The following is a 15,086-nucleotide window of genomic DNA, read 5'->3' as shown; positions in this document are numbered from 1 at the left end:
GTTCGGATGGTAGAATTTTATTAACTTTTAAAATGGTGATAGGAAGATATGTGGGATCATTTGCCGGACCCATTACCGTTCTTCTATGATTTGGAATGCCCGGAATGCAAAAAGCGGTTTCGATTGACGGAAAAGGACCCGATTCTGATGGAATTGATTTGTCCGAATTGCGGGCATCAGTGCCCGATAAATGATTTTGTTACTCAGGATGCAATCCTGTACGAACTTACCCTTGCCCGCAAAAAGTTGGAAAAAGCGTTTTTTCAGGCGCAACGGACCGGCATGAAAAAGGATGGAAAGAATCAGGAAGGCTGATCCCGGAAAAAATTGGCCGAGGGGTTGTCAAATGCACATAGTTATGATATATTGTCTCTTGTCGTTATAATTTGCCGAAGTGGCGGAATTGGCAGACGCGCACGACTCAAAATCGAATGAATAGGCGAAAAATTCAGCGAAACGACAAAATCGCTTGATTTATGCGGGAATCCATTACTCGAAATGGGCTCCCGCTTTTAATTTGCTCGGAAAAATAGAGCGCGGAGTCGAAAACGAGGCCAAAGGGCGGAGACGCGCACGTATTAAATTAGTGCGCGGACGAGGAGGACGAGAGAATGAAACGCAGACGCAACGCGCTGACGCCTGACGAGGTTGCCGCGCCTGCCGTGGTCGAAGCTGAATTGATAGGTGACTTTAACGCAGCCCTTGACGCATTTATCCGCGACTGCCGTATTAGAAATTTGTCCGAGCATACGATCCGCTTTTATCGAAACGAACTAAACACACTCCGGCAAATCCTCGAAAAACAAGGAGAGGACACCAATCCGCAGAAAATAACGTCGCGTATAATAAAGGAAAACGTTATTTTATATATGATGGACGAGGGACGCAAAGAGACGAGCATAAACGCCAGACTTCGTGCCGCGCGCGCATTCTTTAACTTTCTCGAACGGGAACGCCTGATCGTTATTAACCCGATGGAGGATGTCGCACTTGTCCGTCAAAAGCGGTCGGTTATACAAACGTTCACGCCGCAACAGATAAAGGCGCTCCTAGCTCAGCCGAATCAGCTCACGTTTACTGGACTGCGCGATTATACGATGCTCATGCTTTTATTTGAGACGGGCGTCCGGGTTAAAGAACTCGTTAATATCCGCGTAGACGACGTAAAATTCGACGAGGGAATGATCCGCATACGAGACCCGAAAGGAACTAACGAGCGCCTCGTGCCGTTTCAGTCCGTGATGAGTAAACAGCTTCGCAAATATATGAATGTTCGCGGATCACTGAAGACCGATTATCTTTTCGTAACCGTTGATAATACCGCGATCTCGATCCGCGTTTTCCAAGAGCGAATGAAAGAGTACGGACGGCTCGCGCGGATTACAAACGTCCGATGCTCGCCTCATACCGCGCGGCATACCTTCGCGAAGCTCTCCGTATTAAACGGATGCGACGTTTTCACGCTACAAAAGATCCTCGGACACACCTCGCTAGAGATGACGAAGAGATACGTCGAAATGTTCGCGACGGACGTCTCAAAGTCTCACCGCAAATTCTCCCCGGTCGAGCGCCTGTTTTAACGCTCGGCTTTTCTTTTTGCTTAAATTATCGGAATATTAAGAAACGAAGAGATCCGCGAAGATATTCGCGAATAAAACGCGATATTCTTGCTGAGTTAACGAATCTTAACGTTAACAAACGCTAACCTTCGCGCGTATAATAAATATACGAAAAACAATGCGAGGGGGTTATGCGAAAATGGCAACGCGCATCCAAACTTACTGCGTCCTCTATCGCGACCGCCGGACGGACGAAGCCCGCGCGATCACCGTCGACGCCCCGAACGCTAGGGCAGCGGAAAATAAGGTAAAAGCGCTCCGCGGTAACGTCGAAATTATCGCGGTTAGCGTATCGTAAACTCAGCGCTGAAAAAGGCGCTTTTTCTTTTGCGAAATTTTTTTCGCGAAATGTGTGACACCTCATAATGCCACGTGTGTAATAGGAATGAAACGAACAAAAAGGAGGCGATTAGATGAGCGACTCGTATATCCGGGCGGGACATACCCGCTCGGGCTTTTCGATGATGTATCACGAGATTTTCGACTTATATCATCCGTATATCGGCGATACCGCGACGCTCATTTATTTATATCTGTTGAGGTCGCGGAACAATGAGGCGGGGCACCGTGATCTCGGCAAAGCCTGGCGCGGCCGTCGAGGAATGGCGGAAAAGTTTCGCGTATCTTACAGCACGCTTAAGGTTATTGACGAGGTTTTACAAGTCGTCGGATTAATCCGCATCGAAACGAAACCGAGCGGAAGAGGCCGCGACAAAATCATCTACATCGTAAACGACCCGCTCGACCGCTACGCTTTCCGCGAGATCGAGCCGCATATTATCGAAGGACTCGCGAGAGTCTATCGCAGCGATCCTCGTGCAAAATCGGTGCTCGGGAAAGAAAAACTCAATGAAATCGCGGATAGGGACGTATAACTTACCCGTGGGTAAATTAAATCTACCCGTGGGAAGATAATCTCTACCCGTGGGAAGATGAAAAAGAATTATATTAAAAAGAATGTCTTTAAAAAGAATAAATACTTTACGCTCGCAAAACAAAAAGCGTTTTGCTCGCGTCGCACATTTTGATTAGTTTATTTTGATCTTATATTATTTGTCTCGCGAGAGGAGAGATAAAGAAATGAATGATGAGAGGAAAGCATGGCTTTATCAGTGCCCGAAATGCTCGTATAAATTTGTAGGACATGAAGGAACCGCAGAGGCCGCCTGCTTCAAACACGGGAGCCGCGGCGTGTTGCTCGACCGCGAGCTCATCCCGTATAGAGAAGCGATGCGGCTCCTCTATGGAAGCAAACCGAAGGCATCTTCGCGCTCATCAAAAGCGAAAAACAATACGAAGAAGTCCGACGGCTCTTCGCGACAATTGAGCCTCGGGCTTTAATTATTCGGAGGTGATCGCATGACTCGCGCAAAGAAACCGAAGAAACCGCCGGCATATGATTGGAAAAATCGCAAGTTTCCCGAGGATTGGAACGCGCACACATTTAACGCGTATCTCCGAGACAAACACCCCGAAAAATTCGGCATCCCGTACGTTACGCGGAATATCCGCCTCGACCTCGGGATGATAAAAAACATGCTCGATGAGTACGGCGCGGAAGTCCTTCGCGAGTTCATCGACCAGTCATTCGAACTTTATCGGCCATCGCCGCGTTATCCGGGGATCAATTTCCCGACGATGGTTCGATTCTATAAGGCGCGATTGATTCCGCGTATCCTCTCCGAGCAAGTAAACGCGAAGAAACGCGAGGAACCAGCGGAGATCGAGATTGTCGATATCGAAAATATCCTCGACTTACTATAAGGAGGCGATCGCTTTGGAATTGAAGCCGCATGAAATTCGTTACGCTGGCCGCCCGAGCAGTCCGCGCGACCCTCGGCGGGAGAAACTTATGGATTATCGCCGTCAAAATCCGCGTTATTGCTACGATAAGGAGGATAAAATCGCCCGCAAAATGTGGAATCGCCTGAACCGCAGCCGGGCGAATCAAGCGATCCGAAGCGCGCGCGATTTCGAAGAGATCGAAATCGTCGATCTCAAAAAGACGTCTGGATGGTGGACATGGTGATGCGCGAACAAAAGGGAGGCGAACGTATGACAAACGAGAAAAACTGCCTGCTCGCTGGCGTTTGTAAATTCGCGGGAGACCCGGCGTCTTGTACGTCGCGGTGTCCCTTTTTCGTTAATCTGCACGGGGTCGACGGCGTGGGATCAATCGTCGGTAACGCAAATATCCCGCGCGACTACCGCATGCTCACGCTTAACACGTCGCCGGCAAAGGACGCTCACGTCCGAATAAGAAAAGACGACGATAAAAATAAAATCGTGGCGCCGGATGAAAATAACTCGACGATACCTATCGGTCATATTCTTAATCGATATGTCTCTTTATTCCCGCGTCAATTCGAAGAGGGAGCGGAGGCCATCCGCAGTCTTTACCTATACAGCGAGCAACCGGGAAAACGACGACGGCTGCCGCGCTGGCTAACGAGTTCATTATTCGCCACTATCTCGGCGCGAAGGCTCGCGGGCTCCAGCCGATGAGCCGTCCTGCGTTCTTTCTTTCGATGAACCGCTGGCATGCGAAATTTCACGAGTTCAATCGGCGCAATGTCCCGGAACATATCGGAGAACCTGCTGCGATCGAATATTACGAGACCCATAATATCGCGAAAAAGGCGCCTTTTCTCATTATCGACGATATCGGAGTACGGGAGGCGTCCCCCGCGTTCAATATGGACGTACTGGACCTCGTCGACCATCGCGTCGCGAATAGGCTGCCGACGGTTTATACGTCGAACGTACCCGTCGAGACCTTAAAGCGCATCTATGACGACCGTGTTTTCGACCGCGTTCGCGATCTCTGTCTCATTCTCGAATTCGCGGGCGAGTCTCATCGCGGCTTAAAATGGTAAGGGAGGCGGTATCATGCATAGATTTCGACCTGGGGAACGCGTTTTGCTACGAAACGAGGACGGAACGAAGGAGCTGACGCGGATCGTCGAGCTCCTCGTTTTTAATCAGGAGCCGCATTATATTGTATCGACCCGCGGTAATTTTCCGATCCCTGAATATGCGCTCGAGCCCGTGGTCGATGGACTTTTCGACGACATCGACGTTGAGCCCGACGCTTTGATCGAGTGCAAATTCGACCTCGGGGACATCGTAAAGGCTCGCGGGTACGGCGAGCAGAACTTCCGCATTATTAGTCGCCTGATTATGATCGAGGAGTCAATCGAGGACGACATCGCGTTCGAGGTCTCGTATCTCGTCGCACCTGTCGGCCATACTCCCGACCCGTGGAATACATTGGAGATGTACGAAGAGGATCTCGAGCTCGTACGGCGCGGACTAAAGAAGGACGTCCCGGAGTTTCACACGCCGACGCCCGAGGAGTTCATCGCGAGACGTGGCGGAACGATTGCGAGCACTCCGAAGCAAGGCGGACCAAAGCATCGCGAAGAGGAAAAGCGGAAGCTCGCCGCGTTGAAGAAGAACCGCGAGATGATCGAACGCGCAAAAGCGGAGATCGACGATTATCTCGCTCTTTATGCCGAATTCGGCGGCGAAAAATACAGACGAAAAATCGAACGATTGACTCGCTTTATTCAGCGCGTACCGTCCCGCGCTTATGAAATCGAATAATGCGAATGAGCACGGCAGGCATGCGGTTAATTTCGAAGGTTTCAGACTTGGGCGACGCGGGGGTATTCAAGCGTTTCGCCCTTCGCCCTTATCACTTCGCGACAGAGCTCGAGCGGAACCTCGTCAAATATATCGAAGAATACGGCCATCGGAACGCGGGCAAAGCGCCGAGCCCGGAAGAATTAGGTGCGGAATTCGGTGAATTTGCCGATGAGTACTTTCCGAATGTGCCTGCATCCTTCGATTCTCTCGCCGAAGAGATTAAAAGCGAATGGGCGGAGCGGGATCTTATTCAATTTTTACGCGAATATCCTCGCCTCGCAGAGAAACATCGCGGAACGGATCTCATAAAGGCGATTCGCGAACAGCTCGAAGCAATTGAGCGCGAGGCCACGACGCAGAAGAAAATCGGGTATACTCTCGCGGATCTCGGACGGATGGGGCGCGAAGAGTACGAGCGCCGCAAAGATGGCAAGTCGTTTAAAATCTGGAATACGCCTTTTCCTACGCTGACGGAAGGGATCGGCGGCCTACACTCCGGCGACGTTTACGGGATTATCGCCGAATCCGGCCGCGGGAAATCGTACCTCTGTATCGCATTTGTCGATGAGCTGCTGCGGCAAGGTGCGACGGTTCTCATTAAGTCTTTCGAGCTCAAATGGTATACGTTTTTCTCGCGGTTAATCTCCATCGCTACTGCTCGCGACGAGCTATTCTACGATGATCGCGTAAACCAAAAAGTCGGCATTAAGATCCGCGGTATTCTAAACGGAAAGCTCGAAGCCGCGGAAGAGTCCGCCTATTACGACATGCTCGAGATGCTCAGCGATTATTATCCCGGCGAGATTATCCTCCAGGCGAAAAGCGACGATCACCTCACGCGGTCGCTCGCCGATCTCGATCGGGAACTCTCCGCAAATCCCTCGATCGATGTCGTCGTTATGGACCCGTTCAATAATATATCGGACGTTTACCAAGGACGAAACGCGAACAAGACCGCAGGCGGCGCCGCTGAATACGCCGCCCGTCGTTTCGAGCAAATCATCGGGGAGCACGACGTCGTCGGTATCTTCACGATTCAGGCCACGATCGAGAACTCGAAGCTCGATAAGGAAAAGATCCGCGAAGGAAATCGCGAGCTCAAGCTCCCGACTCGCGACCAAGTCAAAACGACGAAGGCTGCGCTTGAGATCGTGTCGAACCTGTTCTCGTTTGACAATGTGAACGGGAACGCGCGGATCGGAACCGAGAAAGGAAGAAACGGGGGCTAGGGCATCATCGTCGATCTCATCGCGTTACTTGATTGCGGCGTGATTCGTGAAGTCCCGAGCGGGGAAGCCGTTCGCGAGCAATTCACCAATATTTTTTAAAAAAGTATTGTCACTTGTGGGAGATAAGTGGTAGAATAGTATTCCCTCCCTAAAGGAGAACGTAAGTTCTCGTTATGGAGGAAATTTCGAGAAAGTGGACAAAAAATCCGGGAAATTCCCGAATAAATTTTATAAGGAGGATAGGCTATGAGAATCGGCGGTCATTACGTTTCGGTAGATGTACGCGCTGAGCTCGAAGCGTTTGAATGGGACGGCGCAAAATGGTCCGAGAGGAAGCTCCAAGCGAGGAGTCCTTTCCGCGAGGATTCGACGCCGTCCTTTTACGTCTGGCTCGAAGATTCGCCGATTCATAATGCGTATGCTGGCCAATGGGGCGATAGCGGCGGGCGCGAATACGTCCGCGGCTCCTTCGTCACTCTACTCGCTTACCTCCGCCAAGAAACCGAAGACGAGACGCGAGAATATCTTCTCGCGAAATATGCGCCTGGTCTCGTCGGCGGGAATTTGATCGAAGCGCATCGGGCAGTCGCTCAGATTTTCGAGAATTCTCGAGAATTTAGTCGAGCGATTCGGAGAAAGCCGATCGATTTCTCGATTCTTAAAAAATACGCCTTTCGTCATCCGTACCTAGAACGGCGTGGAATCAGCGAACAGGTTCAGCGCGCGATGAGAATCGGATACGATCGCGAGCAAAAGGCGGTCGTTATTCCGTGGTTTAATCAGCGCGGCGAACTCGTCCAGATTAAGCGCCGGAGCGTATCTTCGAAATTTTTTCGCTACCTCTCAGCGGATGACGGAGGCTGGCCGGTTCGCGATCTCCTCTACGGGATCGACGTCATTCATCGCAAAAATATCGAGCATGCAGTTATTTGTGAAGCGGAGATCGACGCACTTTACTGCATGACGAACGGGATACCCGCGATCGCGGTCGGCGGCTCGAGCTTCTCCGATAAAAAGCGCGACTTGATTCTTCGGAGCCCTCTCCGCCGACTCACCATCGCGACGGATAACGACCAGGCAGGCGAGAAGCTAAAGCGTCAGATCCTCGCCAGCCTAGGCGGCTCGATTCAGCTTAATATCCTTAAATTCCCAAACAATTCCTATAAAGACCTGAACGACATGCCCGCGGATCTCCTGAAAAAGTGCGTAGAGCAAGCAGGAACCACGAACCTCTTGTCTAATTAATATATTCAGCGATGAAATGCTTTTCTACTTAATTATGGCTAATATTTACTATTTTTCATTGACAAGCTAACGCCTAATTTACTATATTTAATTTAATGAAATAAAATGGGATACTCGTGCGGCAACACGAGAAACCCGCGAACCCAAAAGAAAAAGACTGGCGGCAACCAGTCCTTTTCAAAGTGCGTCGTTATAGTTTTTACGCTTGCGGATAGCGGCAACTATTCGCGAGCGTCCCCGCCTATCGCATGGCATGCGAGGATAGGCGAAGTATGCGGTTTTTTGCAATACTTACTCGTATTGTATCAGACCGCCTCTATTTCGTCAACCTCTCTTTTAGCCTCACGGGTCGATCCTCACGACCTTCTCGATAGGCACCCCTAAGTATTTGCAGATTGAATCGATCGTCGAGAGCTGAACCGATTCGCCTTTTCGAAATTTGGCAGCGGTCGGCTTCGAGACAACGCCTTCATTTATCAACTCGATCAGCTTTTTATTCTTTTCCTCCAGAGTAGCGAAAAGGGGGTCGTATGAGATCATTTCCAATATTCCACCTCCGAGATAAGAACGCGAGAATTAAAGAAAAAACGAGATAAAGGTTAATAAACGCTAACCTTCGCCGTTTTTGGTCGAAAACAGGAAAAAGGAAGGTTAACATTTCTTAACCCTGGGAGTATTATATACATACGAACCAAACACACGAACCAAACGCATCTACACACGAAAAATTTTCTCGAAAAAATTTTCGCTGAATGTGTGACACTCGCTATTATGGCGTGTGTAATAGGAATGAAGGGCGAAAAACAAATCGAAAACAGAAGGTTAACGAACATTAACCACGGGCTAATTGCGCCCTAAAGGAGCGATTTTATTATGAAAAAATGTTTGTTTACTGTGATGAAAAATTCCGAAGAAGGTAAAAAACTAAACGAGATTTATGAGCAATACGCCAATGGTGACGATTACGCGCTTGCGGAGGCGGTTCATCTCTTGCGGAAAAAGATCGAAATAAGCGCTCGCTGTCTCGAGATTAGTTCAGGCATTCCCACAGAGGAGTTCAACAGTGCGATTACCTGCGCAATTTGGAACGCATTCGCAAACTTTAAGAAAGACGGAGACGGATGCTTCACGTCATATCTTAATAAGGCCGCTTCCTGCCGCATTATTAACGTCCTTAAAAGAGCGGAGGGAACATACGCAAAGCATGTCACGCTCTCCTCTCTCGAGTCCCTTTACGGCGATGAAGATTACGCAGTTCATGACGTAATCGAATATCGCGACGGCATCGCGACGGCATCCTCTTCGCTCTCATATGTAACCGATGACCACTTCGAGTCGATCGCGGACGCATCTAGCAACGTCGAGGCCACAGTCATCGATCGCATGATGGTCGAAGAACAGCGCGAACTCATCGATTATCTAAACGACCAGGCGCCCGAACATGTTCGCGTATATATCGAGGAAATGTACGAATGCGGAGGCGTTCGCTTTAATCCGATGAAAAAGCAAGATCCGAATAAGTCGAAACAGGAAGAACTAGAGGAAAAATCGCTTCGACAAATCGCGAACAAATACGGTGTGCATCCGTATAAAGTGAGTCGTGCGTACAAAAGTCTCCGCGGGTTTTACGATCCGAAGAAATTCGGCGATATTAACGACTATCTTTTCCGCGTCGGCGAAATTTTTCCGCGCTATTAACCAACGAAATAAACCACGATGCGCGCACACGTCGGGCATGTCCTTTAACCTTTAACATAATACCCGATTGTACCGCGCGCATGCAATACTTTTTAGAAATTAAACCAAAACACGCGCTTTTTACAACGGAAGGATGTACACCGACGTATCGAGCGGCAATACCGGTCGCTCCGTCGGCGAAACGGCACGGCCGCGCCTATGACACCGAATGCACGGAAATGCTCGCAGTCATGCCGTTCGTGCCGTTTCGCGGGCGTAGTGACGCCTAGTAAAACGAGAGGAGATGTGCCGTTACCATGCTTAAATGGCACAAGATACTCGACAGTCTACTCGTCGGTATAATGGCGATCGTTACACTGGTTGAGCTTTTTATCGCTCACGACTACAGCGAGGCGAGCGCCTGGAGTTTATCAATGTTTCTTTATGTTTTATTGATTGAGCGGCGATGACCGCCGGTCGAAGGGCATCCCGCGGGGTGCCTTTCCGCGGGCGTAGCGCATCGCCTACGACCCGGATAAATACAACCGGGAGGCTTGATACGATGAGTATCCGCGACCAACTGAAAAAACGCGAACAAGAGCGGGAAGAACGAAAAAACCAAACACAAGAAAGCGATTTGCCGGAGGGCGTATCTCGTTACATTCAGAACCGCGAGTTAAAAGACGGTAGAACTTTTATTATCCTCGACGATCCGGATGATTGGTACTTTTATTACGTCCATGAGGACAGCTCATTCAGTCCGCGTGAGACATACGTCAAAAAGCATTCATGCTTACACTCACCGCGCGACATTCACGCGAATTTTGAGAAGTACGCGAGACCAGGAAAAAGCGCCTGCCCGTCCTGCGCAGCCGGAGTCAAACGGAAATTGTATTTCATCGTCCGTTTGTTTGACGTAGAGTACGGAACATGGCGCGTGTTTGATACGAAGGAATTCCATGTGCTGAACCTCATCGAGGCTTACGATAAGATCGAGAAGACCGCACGCAAATTCAATAAAAATTATTCGCTGATCGGTGATGTCGTCACGCTGAGAAAATCGGACAAAACCTTTACGCTGGAGTCCTCCGACTTTGAGGTCCCTGCGGAAATGTCCGAAAAAGTAAAAGCGATGATCGACGACCGTCCGAATTACACCGACCTCGCATACTTCCGCTCCGTGGACGACGTTGTTGCGATCGTGGAGGAGGCGGCAGAAGGGCACGCTGATAAGTCTGCGCTGGCAGCGTTCCGTAATCAAGGAGCAGATGCTAAAACGGACGCACCTCAGGGTAAAGACGATTCCGTAAAGCCAATTGAAAACGACGGGGACAGACTTGATAACCTGCCGTTCTAAAATCGCCGGGCATTGTCCCGGCTTTTCTTATTTCGCGAGGAGGTGATCGAATGACTGCACAGCGGAAGATCCGCGAGAAGAAGAAGGCCGCGCAACCGTCCGAGACGATGGCGGAAGCATGGGCGCGTATCTTCGAGATGAAGTTATCCGACCGCGACCGAGAAAAGCTCCAGGCGGTAAAGGATGCGATGGACCGCGGCGAGATTGAGCGCGATCCCGCCGACATGTACACGAAAACGGGCGCGTTTAAGAAGTTCTCGAAGGCCGAAGCGCTCCGCATGTACGACCGGATAAAAGAAAGTATCCGCGAGCAGAAGATCCGCGATCTAGTCGAGAAGACACCGGATACCTATCGCCTGATTCTAGACGAAGAGGAACTCGAGCAAGTCGTCGACAATGCACTCCGCGAAGAATATGTCGCGCTCGATACCGAGACGACCGGTCTCGACGTTTACGAGGACGTGATCGTCGGGATCTCTATTACGTTACCGTCGCGCGACGAGCATTTTTATATTCCGGTCGCGCACGGCGAAGCGCATCCCGACGGATATTACGTCGCGCCAATGGACTTCGGGGACGATGCGGAAAAGGTCGCGCAGCTCCCGCGCTCGTTTGTCCTCGAGATGCTTCGCGACGTGCTCGAGAGTGAAAAAGTCGGGAAAGTGCTCCATAATGCGACATATGACGCGCACATGTTTATTCGCCACGGCTACGAACTAAAAAATATTGTCTGTGATACTCAAGTCGCGATGCACACGCTTAATGAAAACGAGCCGTCGTACAAATTGAAGGATCTCGCGACGAAATACCTCCGCGAGCCGTCGGACACATTCGACGAGTTATTCGGGAAAAATTGTCGCTTCGATACCGTCCCGCTCCGCGTTGCGTTGGCCTATGCTGCGAAGGATACGGACATCACGAATCGCCTTTATCTATTCCAGCGCGAGCACTTCGAGAAGCTCCCGAAGCTCAAAAACATATACGAGAAAGTCGAAAATCCGTTAATCCCGGTCGTAATCCATATGGAGCGTACGGGATTCATTCTCGATCAGGAAAAAGCGAAAGAGTACGGCGAGCAGTTATCGAAGGAGATCGCGGAATTACAGCGCCAACTCGCCGAGCATTTCGGCGACATTAACTTAAATTCGCCTGACCAGCTCGCGCGCGTGATTTACGACGACTTGAAACTCGGGCGGACGCTACCGCTTGACCTGCGCCAGAAGCGCTCGACGGACAAAAACGTACTCAAAAAGCTAAAAGGCGAGCATCTCGCGATCGAGGCTCTACTCGAGTATAAGAAAAAGACGAAACTATACGGGACATACGTCGAGGCGCTGCCGAAGCTCGTCAAAAAAGACGGGCGTATACACGGACAATTTAAGCAAGCATCGACCGTAACTGGGCGATTCTCGTCAAAAGACCCGAATTTGCAAAACCAGCCAAAAGACGCGCGGACGATGTTCGTCGCGCCGGAAGGATACGCGATCCTCGGCGCCGATTATTCGCAACAGGAGCCTCGATTGCTTGCGCATTTTAGCGGTGAGGAACGGCTCATCGAGGCATATCGCGAAGGAAAGGACCTCTATCAGCTCGCGGCGGCGGAGACGTTCGGGCTCCCGCTCGAAGCGTGCGGAGACGGGTCTAAGTACCGCAAGATGATGAAAACGGGTATTCTCGCGGTAATGTACGGCACGGGGAACAAAACACTCGCAGGACAGCTAGAGGTATCCGAAAAAGAGGCGGCGGACTTTATCAAGTCATTCTATAAAAAGCACCCGAAAGTAAAGCGATGGATCGACGGAAACGTCGAATTTTGCCGCCGACATGGATACGTCGAGATGCTCGGAGGTCGCAAGCGCCGGCTTCCCGATATCTACAGCGACGAACGATGGAAAGTCGCACAAGCCGAGCGCCAGGCGACAAACGCGATTATTCAGGGATCGGCCGCGATTCAGACAAAGCTCGCCTTAATCGAACTGTATAAATTAATTCAACGTAAGCATGGTTGGCGGATTCTCGCACAAATACATGACGAGATCTTATTTTATGTTCCGCTCACGATTACACCCGAGGAAGTTCTCGAGATTAGAGACGTTATGTTAAACGCGGTTAAACTGTCTGTCCCGAGCAAAACCGACATTGAGGCAGGCACGCGCTGGGGCGACTCGGTAAAGTTCCATCAAGATGAGCGCGTGTGGTATCGCACGATGGTAAAAGGCGATCAAAAAGCAAAAATCGTCACGCCTGACCTCGGGCTCGCGATTAAAAAGTTTTACGACGGAATCAACGCCGGATGGACGCCCGACAAAGACGAATAAAACGGAGGAGATACTATGAGCATCCGAGACCATTTACGAGAACGATCGACCGGAGAGAATCGAGGAGATCGCATCGTCCGCGAGTTTCTCGAGCAACTCGACATGTACTACTCGCATCCTAAATCGAACTTCTATATCGAACGGATCGAGCGCGAGTTCTACGAACAAAAGCTCCAGCATCTCACGTTTCAGCCATACCCGAATGATGGACTCGTGACATTTGGCGCCTCAGGTACCGATAAATGCGACCGCGAGGTCTACTATCGGAACCAAAAGGAGAAGCCAGAGAAGCGCGAAGATATTCCCTTTCGCGGACGTCAACGACGACAAGGGACGGCGATCGTCGATTACGTCCAGCTTGACCTTTTGCACATGCCGGAGCGGCTCGGCGATAAGGCGAAATTTACCGTTGCACGGACAAAGTCGGGCGAGTTCGCGTTCGAGGACGCAGTGAAGCATCGCGCCGTGTTTACTGTTCGCTTACCTGACGGTTATGTTTGCAAATTCGCTATTACTGCGAAGCCGGACGGGATTCTCGAATATGAAGGCCGTCGGCTTTTGTTCGAATACAAAACGAAAGCGACCGGCATTAAATCGATGAATCAAAAGCTCGATTATTCCGGGCCAGACGGACATCACATAGACCAAGTTGTCGCGGAATCCCTCGTGTTTGGTATCCGCGAGGGAATAATCCTTTACGAGTCAACACAAAAGCCGTCCTGGTTCAGCGACGAGGAGAAGAAAAGTGTATCAAAAGGTCAAAAAACGTGGATCGACGGGAAGCCGCTCGCAGACTTGCGAGCTTTTTATTTTTCCGTCACGGCCGCAAACCTTCTCGCGAATTCCTGAATCTCGTGTTCGAGATAATGCGTGCAGAAGGAGAGCCGGGATTCGTCAATCTTGAGGAGCTTGCACGGCGCCGACTGGCCGCGCTAGGCAATACGAATCCATCTCGCGAAGTACTCGACGACATGATTGAACGTGTCGGGATGAATCCATGCGCGGAAATCATCCTCGAAAGTTACCAAGTATGCAACCTAACGACTGTCAACGTCGCGGCGTTCGTAGATGACGGGAAATTCAATTATGACGAACTTTTCGAGGCGCAAAAACTGAGTGCCCGTGCTGCATTACGCATGACGCTCCCGAATCTTGAGCTCCCGCACTGGAACAAGACGCATCATCGCGACAGGTTGACGGGATGCTCGCTTACCGGTTGGCAGGACGCGCTCGACCGCCACACAGGCGGAGCTGATTCGATCGGAGAAGGCGGCGAAATCCTGCTCGGAATTCTCCGCAAACAAGCACGGAACACTGTGAACGAGTACGCGAAGGAGCTGCGGGTGCCTGTGCCGCTTCTTACGACTGCGGTTAAACCGGAAGGAACGTTAAGCCAGGTCGCAGGCGGCGTATCGTCTGGATTGCATTATTCGCACGCTCCATACTATATTCGTCGCGTACGAATTAGCGCTCATGATCCTATCTCGAAGGCAGTCCGCGCTATGGGCTGGCGCGTGTATCCAGAGGTCGACACACCAGGAGAAACAGAAGAAGAACGTTTGAAAAACGCACGGACTTTAGTCTTAGAGTTCCCGATCGCTTCCGGTGCAAAGCGAACAAAAGATGATATTACGGTCGAGGAGCAGTTTAAAACGTATTTCCGATTCCAGCAAGAATACACCGAGCATAATGCGAGCAACACGATCCACGTCCGCCCGCATGAATGGGAAATCGCCGAAGACATCGTCTGGAACACATGGGACGATTTCGCGGCTGTCTCCTTCATTTCTCATGGAGGGGGAACGTATCAGCTCGCGCCATACGAAACGATTTCTCGCGAGCAGTACGAAGAGATGAAAGCGAAAATGCCACCGTTTATCCCGGAAATTCTTCGCGCTTATGAGAACGGCGAGGAATTCGACATCGGATCGGACGGATGTGAGGCGGGTGTGTGCCCTATCCGCTGATTTCTGCGCCCTTCGGGGCGCATAAT

At 50.7% G+C, this 15,086-nt stretch carries 18 protein-coding genes; 17 read left to right on the top strand and 1 reads right to left on the bottom strand.

Translation table 11 applies throughout. The features are described 5' to 3' along the window. Positions 1 to 48 precede the first annotated feature (48 nt). The 12 genes from JG50_RS0102150 (at position 49) to JG50_RS0102105 (ending at position 7,741) form a co-directional block, all read left to right on the top strand. Complete coding sequence (locus JG50_RS0102150) at positions 49 to 315, top strand: hypothetical protein (protein WP_033099453.1); 267 nt, start codon at positions 49 to 51, stop codon at positions 313 to 315. Positions 316 to 611: 296 nt separating this feature from the next. After that, complete coding sequence (locus tag JG50_RS0102145; protein ID WP_033099452.1) at positions 612 to 1,580, top strand: tyrosine-type recombinase/integrase; 969 nt, start codon at positions 612 to 614, stop codon at positions 1,578 to 1,580. A gap of 178 nt (positions 1,581 to 1,758) precedes the next feature. Continuing rightward, entirely contained in the window at positions 1,759 to 1,917 is a 159-nt protein-coding gene (locus tag JG50_RS19915; protein WP_160173789.1) for a hypothetical protein, read from the top strand. Positions 1,918 to 2,032: 115 nt separating this feature from the next. After that, positions 2,033 to 2,494 carry a hypothetical protein gene (locus JG50_RS0102140; protein ID WP_033099451.1) on the top strand — a complete coding sequence of 154 codons (462 nt, stop codon included), beginning with the start codon at positions 2,033 to 2,035 and terminating at the stop codon, positions 2,492 to 2,494. A 205-nt stretch (positions 2,495 to 2,699) separates the two neighbouring features. Then, positions 2,700 to 2,960 carry a hypothetical protein gene (locus JG50_RS0102135; RefSeq protein WP_033099450.1) on the top strand — a complete coding sequence of 87 codons (261 nt, stop codon included), beginning with the start codon at positions 2,700 to 2,702 and terminating at the stop codon, positions 2,958 to 2,960. Positions 2,961 to 2,978: 18 nt separating this feature from the next. Beyond that, positions 2,979 to 3,383 carry a hypothetical protein gene (locus tag JG50_RS0102130; protein ID WP_052153921.1) on the top strand — a complete coding sequence of 135 codons (405 nt, stop codon included), beginning with the start codon at positions 2,979 to 2,981 and terminating at the stop codon, positions 3,381 to 3,383. 13 nt (positions 3,384 to 3,396) lie between these two features. After that, a complete protein-coding gene (locus JG50_RS0102125) occupies positions 3,397 to 3,648 on the top strand; it encodes a hypothetical protein (protein ID WP_052153920.1) in 252 nt (83 codons plus the stop codon). Then, positions 3,648 to 4,124 carry a hypothetical protein gene (locus JG50_RS20590; RefSeq protein ID WP_052153919.1) on the top strand — a complete coding sequence of 159 codons (477 nt, stop codon included), beginning with the start codon at positions 3,648 to 3,650 and terminating at the stop codon, positions 4,122 to 4,124. Before JG50_RS0102125 ends, JG50_RS20590 begins: the two co-directional genes overlap by 1 nt. Next, on the top strand, positions 4,121 to 4,495 hold the full coding sequence (locus tag JG50_RS20585; protein ID WP_052153918.1) for an ATP-binding protein: 375 nt from the start codon (positions 4,121 to 4,123) through the stop codon (positions 4,493 to 4,495). Before JG50_RS20590 ends, JG50_RS20585 begins: the two co-directional genes overlap by 4 nt. Before the next feature lie 13 nt (positions 4,496 to 4,508). Then, a complete protein-coding gene (locus tag JG50_RS0102115; protein ID WP_033099449.1) occupies positions 4,509 to 5,225 on the top strand; it encodes a hypothetical protein in 717 nt (238 codons plus the stop codon). Between the two features lie 20 nt (positions 5,226 to 5,245). After that, positions 5,246 to 6,496 (top strand): DnaB-like helicase C-terminal domain-containing protein, encoded by a 1,251-nt coding sequence (locus tag JG50_RS18010; RefSeq protein ID WP_235281580.1) that lies wholly within the window; start codon positions 5,246 to 5,248, stop codon positions 6,494 to 6,496. A gap of 246 nt (positions 6,497 to 6,742) precedes the next feature. After that, entirely contained in the window at positions 6,743 to 7,741 is a 999-nt protein-coding gene (locus JG50_RS0102105; RefSeq protein ID WP_052153917.1) for a toprim domain-containing protein, read from the top strand. A gap of 342 nt (positions 7,742 to 8,083) precedes the next feature. Here JG50_RS0102105 and JG50_RS0102100 read toward each other — a convergent pair whose 3' ends face one another. Beyond that, a complete protein-coding gene (locus JG50_RS0102100; RefSeq protein ID WP_033099584.1) occupies positions 8,084 to 8,281 on the bottom strand; it encodes a helix-turn-helix domain-containing protein in 198 nt (65 codons plus the stop codon). A 333-nt stretch (positions 8,282 to 8,614) separates the two neighbouring features. Between JG50_RS0102100 and JG50_RS0102095 the strand changes: the two genes are divergently transcribed. From JG50_RS0102095 to JG50_RS0102075, 5 genes are all read left to right on the top strand, one after another. Continuing rightward, positions 8,615 to 9,439 carry a hypothetical protein gene (locus tag JG50_RS0102095; RefSeq protein WP_033099448.1) on the top strand — a complete coding sequence of 275 codons (825 nt, stop codon included), beginning with the start codon at positions 8,615 to 8,617 and terminating at the stop codon, positions 9,437 to 9,439. A 541-nt stretch (positions 9,440 to 9,980) separates the two neighbouring features. After that, a complete protein-coding gene (locus JG50_RS0102090) occupies positions 9,981 to 10,775 on the top strand; it encodes a hypothetical protein (RefSeq protein WP_052153916.1) in 795 nt (264 codons plus the stop codon). A gap of 50 nt (positions 10,776 to 10,825) precedes the next feature. Then, positions 10,826 to 13,093 (top strand): DNA polymerase, encoded by a 2,268-nt coding sequence (locus JG50_RS0102085; protein WP_052153915.1) that lies wholly within the window; start codon positions 10,826 to 10,828, stop codon positions 13,091 to 13,093. Positions 13,094 to 13,108: 15 nt separating this feature from the next. After that, positions 13,109 to 13,942: a hypothetical protein gene (locus JG50_RS0102080; RefSeq protein ID WP_052153914.1), complete on the top strand. Its 834-nt coding sequence runs from the start codon at positions 13,109 to 13,111 to the stop codon at positions 13,940 to 13,942. After that, positions 13,861 to 15,060 carry a glycyl radical enzyme family protein gene (locus JG50_RS0102075; protein WP_235281578.1) on the top strand — a complete coding sequence of 400 codons (1,200 nt, stop codon included), beginning with the start codon at positions 13,861 to 13,863 and terminating at the stop codon, positions 15,058 to 15,060. The genes JG50_RS0102080 and JG50_RS0102075 overlap by 82 nt, the downstream gene beginning before the upstream one ends. Positions 15,061 to 15,086 lie beyond the last annotated feature (26 nt).

This window comes from Thermoactinomyces daqus (assembly GCF_000763315.1).
Classification (GTDB): Bacteria; Bacillota; Bacilli; order Thermoactinomycetales; family Thermoactinomycetaceae; genus Thermoactinomyces_A; species Thermoactinomyces_A daqus.
This window is presented reverse-complemented; position numbering and strand designations above follow the sequence as displayed.

Coding starts and splice junctions, on each gene's coding strand:
- JG50_RS0102150 (WP_033099453.1), top strand. CDS start 49: ATGTGGGATCATTTGCCGGACCCATTACCGTTCTTCTATGATTTGGAA.
- JG50_RS0102145 (WP_033099452.1), top strand. CDS start 612: ATGAAACGCAGACGCAACGCGCTGACGCCTGACGAGGTTGCCGCGCCT.
- JG50_RS19915 (WP_160173789.1), top strand. CDS start 1,759: ATGGCAACGCGCATCCAAACTTACTGCGTCCTCTATCGCGACCGCCGG.
- JG50_RS0102140 (WP_033099451.1), top strand. CDS start 2,033: ATGAGCGACTCGTATATCCGGGCGGGACATACCCGCTCGGGCTTTTCG.
- JG50_RS0102135 (WP_033099450.1), top strand. CDS start 2,700: ATGAATGATGAGAGGAAAGCATGGCTTTATCAGTGCCCGAAATGCTCG.
- JG50_RS0102130 (WP_052153921.1), top strand. CDS start 2,979: ATGACTCGCGCAAAGAAACCGAAGAAACCGCCGGCATATGATTGGAAA.
- JG50_RS20590 (WP_052153919.1), top strand. CDS start 3,648: ATGCGCGAACAAAAGGGAGGCGAACGTATGACAAACGAGAAAAACTGC.
- JG50_RS20585 (WP_052153918.1), top strand. CDS start 4,121: ATGAGCCGTCCTGCGTTCTTTCTTTCGATGAACCGCTGGCATGCGAAA.
- JG50_RS0102115 (WP_033099449.1), top strand. CDS start 4,509: ATGCATAGATTTCGACCTGGGGAACGCGTTTTGCTACGAAACGAGGAC.
- JG50_RS18010 (WP_235281580.1), top strand. CDS start 5,246: ATGCGGTTAATTTCGAAGGTTTCAGACTTGGGCGACGCGGGGGTATTC.
- JG50_RS0102105 (WP_052153917.1), top strand. CDS start 6,743: ATGAGAATCGGCGGTCATTACGTTTCGGTAGATGTACGCGCTGAGCTC.
- JG50_RS0102100 (WP_033099584.1), bottom strand. CDS start 8,281: ATGATCTCATACGACCCCCTTTTCGCTACTCTGGAGGAAAAGAATAAA.
- JG50_RS0102095 (WP_033099448.1), top strand. CDS start 8,615: ATGAAAAAATGTTTGTTTACTGTGATGAAAAATTCCGAAGAAGGTAAA.
- JG50_RS0102090 (WP_052153916.1), top strand. CDS start 9,981: ATGAGTATCCGCGACCAACTGAAAAAACGCGAACAAGAGCGGGAAGAA.
- JG50_RS0102085 (WP_052153915.1), top strand. CDS start 10,826: ATGACTGCACAGCGGAAGATCCGCGAGAAGAAGAAGGCCGCGCAACCG.
- JG50_RS0102080 (WP_052153914.1), top strand. CDS start 13,109: ATGAGCATCCGAGACCATTTACGAGAACGATCGACCGGAGAGAATCGA.